This is a genomic window from Bacteroides sp. D22 (assembly GCF_000163675.1).
GTDB classification, from domain to species: domain Bacteria; phylum Bacteroidota; class Bacteroidia; order Bacteroidales; family Bacteroidaceae; genus Bacteroides; species Bacteroides xylanisolvens.
In genome coordinates this window covers 32,870-49,050 of the sequence record NZ_GG774831.1, presented here as the reverse complement: position 1 = coordinate 49,050, position 16,181 = coordinate 32,870, and the positions used below count along the sequence as shown (strand labels likewise).

Here is a 16,181-nt window from a genome sequence, read left to right as displayed (position 1 = left end):
CTTTGGGATACATACAGCCAATGCGGTATGTATGATAGAAAAGGTCGAAAAGAAAAAAAGAAAGGCAGCATAATCTAACCAAAATAACAGGAAAAACAGGAGAGGTTTTAACTTCCCCTAAAAAAGACATGTACATAATGCATGGGTGGGAAGGAAAAAATAAGAATATGTAAACAATATTCTACAAAAAAGATAGAAGACTGGGAGAGTTGAACGAAAAAATCAAGAGAAAAGCTCACGTAAAGCAAAGCTTTTCTCTTGATTTTTTAGAAAGAGGAACATTTACTGAATATCCCTGTATAAATACTGTAAAACAAAGACGCCTCATCGTAATCACTACGACGAGGCGTTTTCATTAGCAACGTAATGCTAATTTAAACACTAAATTATTTAAGAGAGAGATTTATTACTTCTTATCAGGGGTCACTTCTGGAGTAACCAATTTCTTGATTGATTTCATATTCAGATACAGAAAGGCCAACCGCGGCTGTGCTTCCTGAACAACCAATTCCAATGAATCTGATGTTACATAACCAATACGTTCACGTGTTTTATACACTTCTACTTTTCCGTTGTCTTCTTTACTAAATCCTTCTATAATCAAATAGCCGTTGTCGATCTTCCATGTTCTAAGATCTAAAGACGGTACATTGATAGCAGAACATTTACCGCCTTTTTTAAACTCAAACCCTTTGAGTTCCCCTGTAGATTCATAGGTATAAGGATTACACCATTTACCAATAATTTGTTTCTCCACTTTCTGTCCATAGCTGCTGAATGCAAAGCAAGACAGAACCATAACTGTCATTAATAGTTTCTTCATTTTAATTTATTTTTCTAGTAAATCATATTTCTGATCAATTCCGCGTTCTCTCAAATGAATACCCTCTTTCATCCAACGCGGTTCTTTTGTTCCTTTCAGATAATAATCAAAGAACTGTTTCATCCGGATAGTCCAGTCTTTCTGTGCAGCCTGATTACCAAGAAAATGCCCTTCACCTTTGTAATTAAGATGCCATGCCGGACGTTGTAAACGACGCATAGCTAAATAAAGTGCACGACCTTGTTCGTAGGCAACAGCCTCATCCTTATCATTATGCCAAATTAATAATGGAGTATGTATTTTATCCGCTTCCACGATAGCAGAACTTGCCAAATACTTATCTTTGGCTTCCCACAAACTCTTTCCCATACGGCTTTGCCATTCTTCATACATGAAATAACGCGGCAAACCGCTTCCACCACGAATACCCAAATAACCGGTTACCATATCAGTAATAGGAGCCCCGATATTAGCACAAGCGAATATATCCGTCTTCGTCACCAGATAACTAGTTTGGAAACCTGACCAACTATGTCCCTGAAGACCTATCTTTCCCGGATGCGCTATCCCCTGCTCTATCAAGTATTTCGTACCGCTTACTACTGCATCATAACTACTCTGTCCCGGTGTTCCTATGGTGAAATGCACATCCGGCATAAATACAATATACCCATTACTAACAAAGTACATCACATCCGCCATTGCACTACTCAACATTGGAGCATGATAAGTGTTCAGCCCTCCGGAATGTGTTTCATAGAACTGTACCAGAACAGGATATTCTTTCTTAGCGTCATAATCTTCCGGCAAGTAAAGTATTCCCTTGTTAGGCTTATTCTCATAATTAGTCCATTCCACTAACTTTGCAGTACCCCATTTGTATTCGCTTTGTTGAGGATTAGCGTTCGTTATACGAATTGGATCAGAGAAATCCGATTTACTCCACCACAGATCACGGAATTCTGATATATTCTGACGATTCCAGATACAATACTTCTGATTGTCAGAAAAACGATGAATTGAATAGATATAAGGGCCTTCTGCGAGCTTCTTCAAGCGACCTTTCATGTCAAGTGAATAAATACCTTCATCCATAGTGTTTTCATCCCATACGCTGACTATAACCGTCTCATCCGGATTGAATACTTCTTTGTCAATATTGCTGGTCATTTTACGGATAGATCTCTGATTTTTGCGACCATACCCCTTAGTTATACATTCCGGCTGACGTTCTCCGGTCAAATCGATCTTCCACCAGTCATAAGCATCATAAATCAACACATTATTACCATCAGCAGTCCAACCAGCAATACCATAAGCAGGTGCAGGATTTGGTTTGTCATAAGCTTCCTCAAATATCGGATACCCAATAGCTGTTGAAATATCGGTAACCTCACCCGTTTTTCCGTCAAACTTATTCCATACCTGTGCAATAGGATCATACATCACAGCCCATTTGCCATTCATCGACCACCTCGGTCTTGTCCGGTAGCTACGTCCTACCAATTGCTTTTCTCCCGTATGTACATTCACAGAATAGATATCAAACGGCATTTCATTAAGCCAGTCTTTCTGCGAACGATAAGGCGTTTCGTCCGTATAAAGCACATAATGAATCTCTTCCGCACGGTCCGGCTCCAACAAATCAGCATATCCGGGAGCTACTTCCGTCAATTTTTGGGAAGCAATGTCATAGATATATTTCGAATATTGAGGATGGGAATAACGGCTACGAGTCTGCAAAGTAGGTACTTCATATTCATCCCAGGTCCACAACTCCAGTTCAAAACTCTTATCCGGCTTTATTTCCTCTTCTTTCTTATCTTTATTTACTTTCTCCTGATAAGGTCTGAGTTCCATTGTCAGAAACTTCTGGCTACTTGACAGACTAGCCCGGACAAGTTCCATTCCCGCAGGAATGACAATCTCCTTACGATCGAATACAAGGTCGCAAGTATTATTCTTCAAGGAGAAATTATACCATAATGAATCCTTCACAGTAAACTCTCCGGTCATCTGTTCTTTGTCAAGACTGAAAGAAGAAAGTCCTTTCTTGACAGAACTTTGATAAATAGTCCGGTAGGGACCTACCAACGGGCCATAACACAAAGCATTTCCTTTGGCTTGTTTACGAATAAAAAGAATCGAACGATTCTGATTATACAACGTATAATAGCCTATACTATCAATCTGAAATGCAGTTCCAGTCTTAAGGTGACGTACCACCAAACAATCGAAAGACGGAATATGGTTGACCGTATCTTCCGGTACATTGCTCACAGACACCGAATAAGGAACCCCTTCCACAGGGCAGAAAGATTCTTTATACGTCCACTCCGTCTTCACTCCGGAAGGTAACGACATCAATATGGTCTTCATATTTCCGGCAGTATCCGCCTGTTCGTAATAAACAGCCCGGTCTGCATCATAATATTGGATCTGTTCGACATCAGGCAATACTATTTCTTTTCGTGTACGCGAATCAAACAGATGCAATATCTTCGACTCCTTATCATCCGAATTATATTCCATCGGAGCAATGCGATAAGTCACCCATCGCCCTGTCGGGGAAATATCTGGTGATTCGACACGCTTCCACGACATACAAGCTGCTATATCCAACGGTTTCAATAAATGAGACTGTTGTTCCGCAGGCTGATCTTTCGCTTTTTGTTGTGCTCCGGCAGAGGTGTATGATAGCAGCACAACTGCCAAACACAAATAGCTAAAGAAAGAGTTCTTCATATAGTTTATTGTCTTATTTACTACGGTTTATATCTTCCCAACAATCTGCACGAGCATCACCCAGTAAATGTTTGGCAAAGAAGCGATACATTTTCTTTTCAAAATACTGATCAGCAGAACCATACCCATGACCAGCCCCCGGAATCACCAACATATCAAAGTCTTTACCGGCTTCAATCAGCGCCTTAGCCATACGATAAGTGTGCGCTGGATTGACGTTCTTGTCCATGTCTCCTGTCACAAGCATCAGGTGGCCTTTCAAGTTCTTGGCAATTTCCGCATTCGACTTCACGCTAAACTTATATTCGTATTCTTTCGTCTCATTACCTAAACTGTCTTTCACTATCTTTTCCACTTCTTTCACACCATTATAACACTCTCCCCAACCCCGATTGTAGATATTATTATCATGGTTACCGGAACAAGAGACAGCAGCCGTATAAAAGTCCGGATAAGTGCAAATAGCAGCCGCAGCCATAAATCCACCACCAGAGTGCCCATAAATACCTACTTTCTTACCGTCAATAAACGCATGACGTTGAGCTAACTGTTCAATCGCATATTTATCATCTGCCAGCGGATAATCACGCATATTGCCATAACCATAACGGTGGTATGCTTTACCACGCATCGGCGTATCACCTCTATGTCCTACTGTAATTACAATAAAACCAAGCTGCGCCATACGAGTACAATAACTATCATCCAACGTAAAACTTGTAGGTACAAATCCAAAATAAGGTCCGGGATAAACGACTGAAATAATCGGATATTTCTTTTCCGGATCAAAGTTGGACGGTTTCCACATCACCCCATACAAATCGGTAACATTATCAGCAGCTTTCACGACAAAACGTTCCGGTTTTTTCCAACCTGCCGCATAGACCAGGTCCAGGTCCGGTTTTGCCAGTTCCATAATCACCTTGCCTCTTCGATCCTTCAACATAATCTTAGGCTCCATATCCACTCTCGAATAGGTATCGACATAGTAATTATGAGATTTCAAGAAATTCACATTATGCTGTCCGTCTTCCGTGCTCAAAGGAGTTACTCCTTCTCTGTCAATGTCAACTTCATAAAGCATGTAATAGAAAGGATTTACTTTTTTATCTTTTCCATATCCATACAGATAAACTTTGCGTTTCAGCGTATCAATAGAATTAATATAGCCTGTTACCCATTCACCGGAAGTCATCACATTCTTGAGATTTCCGTCTCCATCATAGTGATAATAATGCCCCCAACCAGTACGCTCTGAACGGAACAGAATATCTTTTCCATCATTTAAGATCGCAACATTACGAGCATGTGGATCACGGTATGGCTTATCTTCTTCATGAATGATTTCTTTCACTTCCAAAGTTGAGAGGTTGACAGAACATACATCTACTTCATCCCAAGTACGCTTAGTACGTTCAAAAAACAAGTATTTGCTATCCGAAGTAACATGAAGAGGCCTTATATATTGGTCCTTCCATTTATCTATCTTTGCTTTTTTCACTGTTTTCTCTACAATATCAATAATCGCCAATTCATTTTGAGTAACATACTTGTCACCTGGAAACTCATATTTGTACTTTATCAATGAAGGAGAATCTTCCAATGAATTAATTACCCAAAAATCCCGCAACAAACGGTTATCATCACGTACTACATAAATATGACGATTATCCGGACACCAAAGTGCTGTTGTCGGCACTTCTCCGTTCTCCCCTGCTTCTTCTTCACGAGCATAAGAAAAGTTTTCCACCCCATCAGTAGTCAACTGTACCTCAGTTGTATCTATTCCCAATGCTTTATTTCCTTTTACATACAGGTTGTGATTCTTAGCATACAAAATATACTTTTTATCAGGTGAAAAAGTCATCCAGCTATAAACGGGATCTTCCGGCTCCTTCTTTTCTTCCTTCTTCTCTACTAATGTCAACTTGCCCGTCAGACGATTATAGCTGTATCGTTTACTCTTATAATCAAACTCAAACGAGCCTTGGTCTTTGGCAAAAGTTACAGATGAGATATCCAGTTTATTTCTATCTACTACACCTTTGGTAAATTCACTTAACTGCATAGCCATCTTCCCTTTGTCAAATAGAGGTTCACGCTTTCCTGCAGCAGGCATCACATAATAATATTCCTTACCTGATGTTGTTTGAAACTCAAACCAGAAATTATCTGTATCGTTAATTCCCCGAGGGTAAACCGATAAACTAATATTAGACAATTTGCCTCCTAAAGTAAAATCCTGAAATTTATCAGTCAGTTCGTAATTGGCTTGTCGTTCTGCAGTTTCTTGGGCTTGTAATTGTATCAGGAAAGGGCATACTCCCAAAACAACAAAAACTATTTTCTTTAAAGTCATACTTTTTATATTGATAAAAATAGAAGGGTGTGAATATCTATGTGAGCAGATATTCACCACCCTTATTTTCTACTTTAGTTTATTTAAATACTGTGATTTTAAGACAATCTCCAAATTTGTATATTGCATCAACAATAGTACCAAATTTATTGTCTCCCTGCAAATTTGAGACTTTATTAGGATATAACTTCTTCAAAGTAACTTCAGTAGCAGTATCGCCTGCTTTTTGTTCAATTACTTCGTAAATACGAAACTCGCCATTAGCAAATGCAACTCCCAAATGTCCATTCACAGGCTCTTTCTCCGTATTGAAATTGATATCTAAATAAGATAATGAAACAATTTCACCAGGCAATGCATCCCCATCTTCTAGTTTTATTTTTATACCACTGTCACCTTCATCAGTAGTCGAACAATACCATAGTTCAGCACCATTTGCAATTACGACATATCGCTTATTTTGAAAGACCACCATATCTTTATAATCTGCAAACATCTCACTTTTGATATTCTTTTCAAAATAATCTCCAACTTTTACAGGAGGATTCACATAATAAGTATCTAATGAAAAATTACGCAAAAAATAATTGCCGTCCTTTTTCAATAGAGCCACCCATCTTGGCATACATGTATCATACCAATCATCTTTTTCAGTAGAGGCTGGCAACATATTAATAATCTCATATTCCATATTCTGAAAGCGTGAATCTCCCTTTCCTTCATCATCTACTATCTCATATACATTACCACTATACATTAAAGTATTCATATGGATTGTAGGAAATTCATATGTCAGTCCCCCATCCCAAATGTACTGTAATGAATTATCAGTAGTTAATACAGGAATTGTACGCATATAATCATTAAATTTCTGTATACCATACATCTTTTTGAAACGAGTGCCGCCCCATATTGGATCTGATAGATAAAAACCTGCATGAAAATCATTGGCAACAGCCCTTTGATTATAGTATATATACCCATTCTGATTAAACAAGAATTTAGAAGAATAAGTCATCACAGCATCCACTGGAGAAAAATCATCAGGAATGTCTCCGTTAAATTCCTCTTCAGTATATACAGATTTCATCAGCGAATTACCATTTAGCTCCACCCATTTACTACCTTGCATGACAACAAGCTCATCATACAGTACTTCTTCACCACTATTTAAGTCCTGATACGCCAAATCCCAATATCCCGTACTTTCAAGTAAACGAAGAGGTTCTGTCCCTAAATCAGGGATAATATCTTTTTCTACTTCTTCATACACTATGGAGTCTTTATAGGCTTCCCTTCCATCCGAATCATAATATAACTTCTTCACCGTCTTTACTTTAATAAAAGAAAGTGCAGACCGTCCATTCATATCAGAGAGTATCGCCCAACCTTTCAAATAAGCTGATGTCACTGTTATTTTTGTAGAGAGTGAAAACTTAACGCCGGTTTTATTATCAACAACTGCGTATGTAAGCTCATAAATGCCATATTTATCAGAAGAGAAAGTATATGAAGGGGTAGTTACATCTAACTTCTTACCATCCAAATACCACTCATAACTCACATCTGGGTTTTCTTTGTCTATGGTAAACTTAAAAGTAGGTGAAATGGTAAGTTCCTCACCTACATTAACCTCATATCCAGCAATATCTATATTAAGAATTTCACCATCCAACTCATTCACCTGTTTATAATCAAAGTTATTCTTGTCATCCAAACAGCTGTAAAATCCCGTTACTATGAACAGCAATAAACTATATATTATTAGTTTTTTCATACTTCTTCTATTTCTATTATTTTATCCAGCAACAACTACAGTTATTTCATTATCATGCTCATCCAAGGCCGGAGTACCTGCTGCTTTTAGTTCTTTCAGCGTATTCTTCAATCGCAAAGCATATTTCCGCATCACCTGCATATCCTTTCCATCAAAGACAACATCGTCTTTTATTAATTCCTTTAAGAACATCTTATATTTCTCCACCGAGTATGTACCCAAATAATACTTTTCAACTGTATTCTCGAAATAAGTCTCATTTCCCCGGTCATTCACCGCCCACCATTCTGGTTTAAACAAACGATCCGTTACAGCTATGATGGCTTTTGAATATCGATAAGATCCAGGTTTGACATCTCCCTCGCCATTTATTTTTATTGCCAATAATTTAGTAGATTCCTTTAAATCCGGATAATTCTTTAAAGTAACTGTAATTGTACCTTTCAGTTTTCCTGCCTCAATCAGACATTCAGAAGGTAAGACATAATATTCTTTAGGAACGGTAGTAATTTTCTCATCTACCGCAACAGTAAATTTAGCATCAGTATCTCTCAACTTCCCGTAAATCTGTACTTCCAAATCAACTTTAGCATCCTCACCTTCATCATAAAATGTAAAAGAAGTACTCGTAGTATCCGTCATCATATCCTTTCCAAAAATGATATAAGATACGTCGTTGGCATTAACCATAAGTTCTTTTTCCTCACAAGAAAAAAATGTGGTAATCAAACACCCTATTATTATCAAAAATATATATCTATTACTCATAATACTATGTTTTATTTTATATTACTTTCTGAATCCGGCAACGGAAGAACAAAGTTTTCCTCTGTTGGAAGAACAGGCTCTTTTTCAACTGACGTGCTAGAACCCGAATAGTTTACTACTTGCCGATTCAAGCGTTTAAACATAAAAAACACTTGTCCTTCCCCAAATAACTCACGTTGTGCATCATTCACAATCATATCTACAAGTCCATTCTCATCCAAATTTGATAAATCAACACTCACTCCACGTCCATTTTTTACCTTTTTAATATATTCTCGAGCCTCGCCTAAATCTTTTTTACAGATAGCTTCGGCAGCAACATAATATACTTCAGACATACGTATCATTGGTAACATGGGATTTCCCCATCTCCCACCAGTACTTTTTTCTTCTTGCTTGTGATACTTCAATGTACGATATCCCCAATATTTTTCTTCAAACTGATATAACAGACGATAATCATCACGACCTTCGTTGCCAAAAACATCCTTGACTTTATCAGCATGCCAACACAAATAATGTTGACTAAAATCCGGCTGATCCTCTGAACTATAACTTATTTCCAAATCCCAATCAGTCACCTCCGTCGTATACAACGTGAAAATGATATCATCATAAAACTTAATATTTCTTTTATCTGTAATATTATATTCACTAGTGAAATTAAAACAGCGCTTAGCATTTTGTACTTTAATAATCTTCATGGCTTCGTCATAAGCCATATCTAAATTACCGGCATACAAATAAACACGAGCTAATAATGCAGTAATTGCATAATAATTTAAACGATAGCCACGTTCCCTCAGAAAACGGTCCTCACCACTAGCTATATACTCTAAGCGGTCATAAACTCTAAATGATTTTGCCTCATCAATGGGTTTTAAAATATCTTGCGCCTTTTTCAGGTCATTAACTACATGATCAAGACAATACGCTACTGTTTGCTTATCATTCACATACGCAGGATATTCATCAACATAAGGAATAAATGTACGTTCTCCAGGATTGGTAGATGGGGCAGGTGCATACAAACGTAACAAATCAAATTGTATATAAGCACGCAATGCAATGGCTTCTCCCCAAATCATATTACGCTCCTCTTCACCCTTATAAAAAAGCGTCGTATCCGCACTCTCCACTTGTTGAATCAGATTATTACAATTGGCAACGATGTTCCATGCAGCTTCCCACATTGCATTGGTAGTAGATACCAGTTCTATATCTTTGAAAGCACGCGTCGATATTTTTTGTATAGCATAACCTCCTCCAACACTTGATACTCCATCCATATTATACATCCCGCCCAATGCATCGACAATACCCCAACTTAGATTTTGTCCATATAAATCTTGAGTGGACAGTTTACGATAAATTCCATTCAAAGCTGTACGATATCCATTTCCCGTCTCAAACAAAAATTCTTCTTTAATTTCATCTGACGGACGAACATCCAGCCAGTCGCTACAGGAAGAAAATATCATAGCCACTATCCCCAGTGAAAATAAGGTATTATATATCTTTTTCATCTTCTTCTTTCCTTTCCTTAAAATTGTGCTTTCAAAGAGAAACTCATTTTCCATGAACGTGGATAACTTAATCCTCGTTCTTGGCGTATTGAGTTCCAGTTAATTAATTCACTTGTATTTGCCTCTAAACGAAGCATATTCATTCGTAAATGTTTTTTAATCCATTCCCGATCAAAATCATAACTAATCGTTAATGAATTTAAATGCAATAAGGCTTTATCCTGTACAAAGCGGGAGGTTGGCAAAGTTGTCAGATTGCTGTCTTTAATATCCTTGAATTGTGCGATATCCCCGGACTTTTTCCAACGATCTGTCAACACACGCAGGTCGACATTTCCTGTCTTAATATTTGCATTTTCCACATTATCCACCAAAGTCTGATTATACTCTTGTCCTCCCCATTCATACAAGAAGGATGCAAATAGACTCCAATTTTTATAAGTAACATTTAGACCGAATGAACCATTAAATTTAGGTTCGGTATTGCCGACCGCTACTTCTTGGCTTGCATCCCATTTGTCTGTCACGCTGCCGTCACGATTAAGAAATATCTCCTTACCTGTAGTAGGGTCAATTCCCAAAGAACGCACTGCCCAAATAGAGGTTAGCGACTGTCCCTCAGCATACTGTGGAATAGGAACCGAATAATTGGCATCCGACAAGGAACTATTAGTAGTCAACTGTTTATCTATCTCTTTTTGATAAAATGCAGCTACACGCTCATTGTACTTTTTTTGAGAGTCCGAAATTTTAAGTATTTCATTCGTATTATGGGCCATATTTCCCCATAAAGCTACTGTCCAGTTACGATCACGAAAAACATCTGCCCGTAATTGCAGTTCAAATCCTTTATTTAAAATCTCACCCATGTTGTTTTTATAGGAAGAGAAACCTGAAGTGCTAGACAGACCAAAATCATTAATCAAATCGATCGTCTTCTCATAATAATATTCGGCCTCAACTGTCAAACGTTGGTTAAAGAACAATGTTTCTATACCTATATTATATTTATCCGTTTTTTCCCAAGTCAGGTCTTTATTACCTAATGCTTTAAGAACAGCGCCATATCCCGTTATATACCATTCGTCAAATAATGATTGATACATTGTCGTTGCAGCATAGGCTGGAAAGTTCACTTTACCAGTACGCCCATAAGATGCTCTGACTTTTAATTTATTAATATCTTTATTTCCTTTTAAAAATGCATAGTTATGAACGTTGACTCCCAGACCACCTGAAAAGAAGGGAGCCCACTTCTGGTTTGCTCCGAATTCAGAAGAACCATCGAAACGAACTGAAGCATCAGCCAAATAAATATCATTCCATGTATAATTCGCAGTAGCTAATGTACTAATACGACGAGTAGTATTTTCTGTACGGGTAGGTTTTTTATAAATCTCAGTAGCGTAATTCAACGAATTAAATTCACCGGATGGGAATCCCCGATAGTGAGCCTTTGTATTATCGGTATTGGATGAAGCAGCCTCCCATCCCACAGAAACATTTATATTATGTTTGCTATGAAACGAGCGAGTGTAATACAAAAAAGCATTTGTATTCCAATCAAAGTTTCCACCCTTTTCCGTATACAAATCACCTGCCAAATATGCATCATCACTCTCACCATAGACACTTACCTTTGATGAAAGCGGATCATAAAACTTCTCACTGCTAGCATACTTTTTAGTAACACTAAATTGTCCTTTCACAGTCAAATAGTCATTCAAATACCAGTTCAAACTAAGATTATTCACTAATTCATCGTAAGCACTCCATTCATAATTCCCCAATGTCGCTTCATACAATGGATTATTTGAAGTACGTGAACTTGATGATATTGAATAAAGCATTTTTTGCTTCAATGTTCCATCGTCTTCGTAAGGAGTCTCATAAGGTTGCATACGCGTATAATCGCTAAACGAGCCATAAGGTGACTCTTTAGATTTAGTATGTCCAAAAGTAACCGTATTTTTGACCTGCAATTGCTTTACCCGATAATCTAAAGAGAACCCAATAGAATACCTATCACGACCCGAGCCTTTCATTACACCATTCACACCATTATAAGAAGCATCTACGCCATACCGAAGATTAGGAGTACCTCCCTCTATATATACACTATGCTTATGATCAAAGGCATTTTGCAAAGGCAATGACATCCAATCTGTATCAACCCCCTTTTGAATGTAAGCATATTTTTTATAATAAGCATTCATTCCCTGAGAAGTATCTATATTGTTATTATTTCCTTTCTCAAAAAGACCTGCCAAGCGCTCAATTTCCAACTTTTGAGAAGCATTTGCCAGATTATAATCGCGTAAATCAGGCAATTCTAATGTACCTGTGAAATTATAAGATACTCGTATTTCTCCTGGTTTTGGAGCTACAGTAGTAATTACTACGACACCATTGGCAGCACGAGAACCATAAATAGCCGTAGCAGCAGCATCTTTTAAGATAGTCATACTCTCAATACGAGTTGGGTCTAAGTCATATACTTTTTCTATACTGACCTCAAAACCATCCATAATAAAGGTAGGAAGGTTCGGATTATTTTCCAAATTAGATTTTGATAGTTGATCTCTATCAAGCTCTTTCACCCCTATTCCTGAACGCCCACGAATATACATCTCTGGCAAAGCATTTGGATCGGAGCCAAATTGATTGTTTGTCATCAAACGGAAAGAGGGATCGAATGATTGCAAAGCACCCAAAATATTTGTCTGAGAAACCTTACGCAGATCATCTCCTGATATCTGTGTAGAACTACCGGTAAAACTGGTCTTACGAACATTATTATATCCTGTCACAACCACATCTTCCAATGTTTTTACATCATCAACCAAAGTAATTTCAAGACTTTTCCGACGGGTAGCATCCACCTGAAGAGTCTGTTTCTTCATACCAATAAAAGAGATTTCCAAAGTCACCTTATCATCCTTAACATCCAAAGTAAACTCACCTTCAATATTAGTAGAAGTACCCGTGCGAGTACCTTTTACGATGATGCTGGCTCCTGGTATCGGTTCCTTATTTGAGTCAATAACCGTACCACGGATACGATTATCACGCTTCTCGGTCTGCAATTTACGAACAACAACGATACCATCTTTTACCACATAATCAAATCCCTGGGGATTTAAAATCAACTTCAGAGCGACTTCCCATTTCTCATTTTTTGCATTAATTGATACGGGAGGAACTCCTTTAAACATTTGTGAATTATACAACATATTCACTCCTGTTTGTTTCTTCACTGCATCCAAAACTGTCTCGATAGAGACATTATGCAGATTCAAAGTTACCGTCTTATCTTGTGACGGTAGAGCCCATGTGTTAAATGTGCAACACACTGCCACTAAAAAACATAGTAGCCATCGTTTTTCTCTCATAAATTAATGATTAAACTTTACCTAATATTCTATTTATTCTTACTCTTTCATTCCATCGTATATCAATACTTTCCGGCCACTGATTTTATAAGTCAGATCGCCTGTCAGTTCCAAAGCATCCAAGAAAGAATTGACTGCTCCATAACGTTTCAAACTACCACTGTAAGTTATATCGCGTAGATCCGGCGTTTCATAATAAACCTGTATATCATACCAGCGTTCGAATGTCTCCATAATCTCCCCTAAAGAGCGATTTTTAAAGTTGTACACACCGTTTACCCAACCGATATACTCATCCAGATCGACTGTACGTTTCTCTGTGCCATTGGCAGAAACTACTGCTTGTTCACCCGGCTGAAGAGTTACCGTTCCAACATTCGGTGCAGAGAATTGTACTTTTCCATGTACCAATGTAGTGTAACAAACGGAAGCATCGGTATAAGCATTCACATTGAATGCCGTACCAAGCACCATCACTTCGCCAAGATGAGTTTGTACCACAAACGGATGAGATTCATCCTGCACAACCTCAAAATAAGCCTCACCTTCCAGAGCTACAATCCTGCGTTTACCCGCAAAGCGTACCGGATAAGTCAACTTAGAACCAGCATTCAAATGAACCGTCGTCCCATCAGCAAGGATCACGGTATTTTCTCCTCCACGTGGTATGATAAGTTCATTTGACTTAACCGGCTTCTCTTCGACGTTTTTCTCTTCGTGTTGTGTTGTGACGGTTGGTTCATACGACAGCACTCCTTCCTCATATTTTACCTGAACGCCGTCTACTATTACGTTAACTTCTTTCTTATGTACATCAATAATGCTGCCATCGGGTAAAGTCAATTGTGCCTGTTGAACTCCCGGCTGAATCAATGGTCTGCTTTCCTCTTCAATCGAACCATAATTCGACATATAGAAAGATAAACCGATTACTAAAACAACAGCTGCTGCAACAGACCACCAAATCCGGAAAGCACGAGGCTTCTTTATTACCTCCGGTTCCGTTTGTCCGATTTTCTGAAGGAAAGATTCATAGGCTTTCTTTGATGAATAATTTTTATATTCTTCAAATGCAACTCTTAATGTCTCACCATTCTGCAATTGCTCATACACTTTTTGCAAGTCCGGACATTCCGCCAATCGCTTTTCAAGCTCTTGCTGTTCCGATTCATTAGCTTCTCCTAAAAGAGCTTTCTTCATTAAAGCGGCATCTTGATATACATTTTCGAACTTCTTCATCTTATTTTTCCTTTTTAAATCAAACAACTGTTTAAATTGCTTTATTATAGATATACATAACTCACAGAAAAGGGTGACAAAAAGATGATATTTTTTTGAGATAAGAATATAAAGGAGAGGATTTTAGAGGCAAAAATATAACATTATGTCACAATATAAAAGGAATCAGTTCGCTTTTAACAAAGAAAACAAATCTTAAGTAATCAATAAAAAGATAAAGATGTATCAAATTGACTTTTTTATCTTTTTAGAGAAATAAACAAAGAATAATAGAATGAACAGAGTCGCCCAGCCTCTCACGAAGGAATTTATAGCTGCGTGTCTTTTGAGTTTTAACAGTATTGATACTTATTTCTAAACGTTCCGCTATCTCTTCCCATGTATGTCCTTCGATTCTCATTAAGATAATCCGGCGTTGCTCGGACGGAAGTTCTTCGATATAGCAATAGAGTTGCCGAATAATTTCTTCTTTCACCGTCAATGCATAAATCATATCTTCGTCCTCCACGCTTTCTTCTTCGGCTAAAGAATTCAATATGGTATCATGAATTTGATTATTGCGTATATATAATAAGGTATTATTATAGCAGGCACGATAAAGATAATTGGTAAGCTCTTTAATATCAGAAAAGGTACGCTTCCCTTCCCATACAGAAATAAAAACATCTTGCACCAAATCTTCTACCGCATCGGGGACCGGCAATATCTTTGATACATAAACACATAAGGCAGTATAAAAACGATCGTAGAAATCGCCCCACATCTTTTCATCCTTCCGGTTTACTCCCGCTACTATGGTGTCAATTTTATCGTTCATACTGTCACATTACCTGCGAAAAAAAGGAAACAGAATTCATAAAAATCGCCGTAACTACTTACTTTTGCGACATTTACGATTGCAAATATATTGTTTTTTTTCAAAAACGCAGACTTTGCCGGCTTACAAAATAGAAAATAAAAAAGTTCTTTCTCATACATAGAGACTTTTTCACTTTCATCTTTCATCTATCACCAGACTTTATTTTTTGATTTCAAATATGAGTCAGACAAGACAAATGCTGACAAAACAATCGTAAGCTATAGGACGGCGATTCGTATCCCACAAGACGACGATCTGTTTCATGCTTTGAAACACTCTGTTTCATTACGGGAAACACTTTGTTTCACACCGAGAAACGAATCGTTTCAAGCCTTGAAACAAACTGTTTCAAATAGGGTTGAAACTAATTGAATCCAAGCAAATAACAAATTGACCCAAAAGAAACTCGAACGAACTTAGGCTCAGTCTGAAACCTTGGGGGATTGCGTTAAAATTCTTATTTTTGCATCATGAAAACATCCTCTTCCCAAACGATTGATCCTGTTGCTTCTTTAAGCTTGTTCTTGCCTTCAGGAATCCTTGATTACTTTACCCTAGTCAATCATGTTTCTCAGGATACTTGCTTTATTCTTTATTTAGAGGAGAAAGCCACTATTCCTGCTGAGTACTCTGATCTCCATCTTCACTCAAAAGGTTTCCTCCCTGAGATTGAAGTTCAGGACTTCCCTATCC

Annotated in this window: 9 protein-coding genes and 1 pseudogene; 1 reads left to right on the top strand and 9 read right to left on the bottom strand. The window is 37.8% G+C overall.

What is annotated here, in order from left to right; genetic code table 11:
* Positions 1-406 precede the first annotated feature (406 nt).
* From HMPREF0106_RS01245 to HMPREF0106_RS01285, 9 genes are all read right to left on the bottom strand, one after another.
* Positions 407-823 carry a lipocalin family protein gene (locus tag HMPREF0106_RS01245; RefSeq protein WP_008770469.1) on the bottom strand — a complete coding sequence of 139 codons (417 nt, stop codon included), beginning with the start codon at positions 821-823 and terminating at the stop codon, positions 407-409.
* Between the two features lie 6 nt (positions 824-829).
* Positions 830-3,568: a prolyl oligopeptidase family serine peptidase gene (locus HMPREF0106_RS01250; protein ID WP_008641629.1), complete on the bottom strand. Its 2,739-nt coding sequence runs from the start codon at positions 3,566-3,568 to the stop codon at positions 830-832.
* A 13-nt stretch (positions 3,569-3,581) separates the two neighbouring features.
* On the bottom strand, positions 3,582-5,927 hold the full coding sequence (locus tag HMPREF0106_RS01255; RefSeq protein WP_009041175.1) for a S9 family peptidase: 2,346 nt from the start codon (positions 5,925-5,927) through the stop codon (positions 3,582-3,584).
* A gap of 79 nt (positions 5,928-6,006) precedes the next feature.
* Positions 6,007-7,704, bottom strand: a complete 1,698-nt coding sequence (locus tag HMPREF0106_RS01260) for a PKD-like family lipoprotein (RefSeq protein WP_009041174.1) — start codon at positions 7,702-7,704, stop codon at positions 6,007-6,009.
* 21 nt (positions 7,705-7,725) lie between these two features.
* Complete coding sequence (locus tag HMPREF0106_RS01265) at positions 7,726-8,472, bottom strand: DUF4843 domain-containing protein (RefSeq protein ID WP_008641620.1); 747 nt, start codon at positions 8,470-8,472, stop codon at positions 7,726-7,728.
* Between the two features lie 11 nt (positions 8,473-8,483).
* A complete protein-coding gene (locus tag HMPREF0106_RS01270) occupies positions 8,484-9,998 on the bottom strand; it encodes a RagB/SusD family nutrient uptake outer membrane protein (protein ID WP_032841928.1) in 1,515 nt (504 codons plus the stop codon).
* Positions 9,999-10,015: 17 nt separating this feature from the next.
* Positions 10,016-13,390, bottom strand: coding sequence for a SusC/RagA family TonB-linked outer membrane protein (locus HMPREF0106_RS01275; protein ID WP_009041173.1), 3,375 nt, complete (start codon positions 13,388-13,390; stop codon positions 10,016-10,018).
* 39 nt (positions 13,391-13,429) lie between these two features.
* Positions 13,430-14,629 carry a FecR domain-containing protein gene (locus HMPREF0106_RS01280; protein ID WP_008641615.1) on the bottom strand — a complete coding sequence of 400 codons (1,200 nt, stop codon included), beginning with the start codon at positions 14,627-14,629 and terminating at the stop codon, positions 13,430-13,432.
* A 247-nt stretch (positions 14,630-14,876) separates the two neighbouring features.
* Positions 14,877-15,446, bottom strand: coding sequence for an RNA polymerase sigma-70 factor (locus tag HMPREF0106_RS01285; RefSeq protein WP_004307824.1), 570 nt, complete (start codon positions 15,444-15,446; stop codon positions 14,877-14,879).
* Between the two features lie 512 nt (positions 15,447-15,958).
* On the opposite strand from HMPREF0106_RS01285, the pseudogene HMPREF0106_RS28015 reads away from it, so the two are divergent.
* Positions 15,959-16,181, top strand: a pseudogene (locus tag HMPREF0106_RS28015) (transposase); the annotation flags it as partial.

What these genes read in the sequence shown, in the direction of transcription:
- HMPREF0106_RS01245 (WP_008770469.1), bottom strand. Translation starts at nt 823, where the DNA reads ATGAAGAAACTATTAATGACAGTTATGGTTCTGTCTTGCTTTGCATTC.
- HMPREF0106_RS01250 (WP_008641629.1), bottom strand. Translation starts at nt 3,568, where the DNA reads ATGAAGAACTCTTTCTTTAGCTATTTGTGTTTGGCAGTTGTGCTGCTA.
- HMPREF0106_RS01255 (WP_009041175.1), bottom strand. Translation starts at nt 5,927, where the DNA reads ATGACTTTAAAGAAAATAGTTTTTGTTGTTTTGGGAGTATGCCCTTTC.
- HMPREF0106_RS01260 (WP_009041174.1), bottom strand. Translation starts at nt 7,704, where the DNA reads ATGAAAAAACTAATAATATATAGTTTATTGCTGTTCATAGTAACGGGA.
- HMPREF0106_RS01265 (WP_008641620.1), bottom strand. Translation starts at nt 8,472, where the DNA reads ATGAGTAATAGATATATATTTTTGATAATAATAGGGTGTTTGATTACC.
- HMPREF0106_RS01270 (WP_032841928.1), bottom strand. Translation starts at nt 9,998, where the DNA reads ATGAAAAAGATATATAATACCTTATTTTCACTGGGGATAGTGGCTATG.
- HMPREF0106_RS01275 (WP_009041173.1), bottom strand. Translation starts at nt 13,390, where the DNA reads ATGAGAGAAAAACGATGGCTACTATGTTTTTTAGTGGCAGTGTGTTGC.
- HMPREF0106_RS01280 (WP_008641615.1), bottom strand. Translation starts at nt 14,629, where the DNA reads ATGAAGAAGTTCGAAAATGTATATCAAGATGCCGCTTTAATGAAGAAA.
- HMPREF0106_RS01285 (WP_004307824.1), bottom strand. Translation starts at nt 15,446, where the DNA reads ATGAACGATAAAATTGACACCATAGTAGCGGGAGTAAACCGGAAGGAT.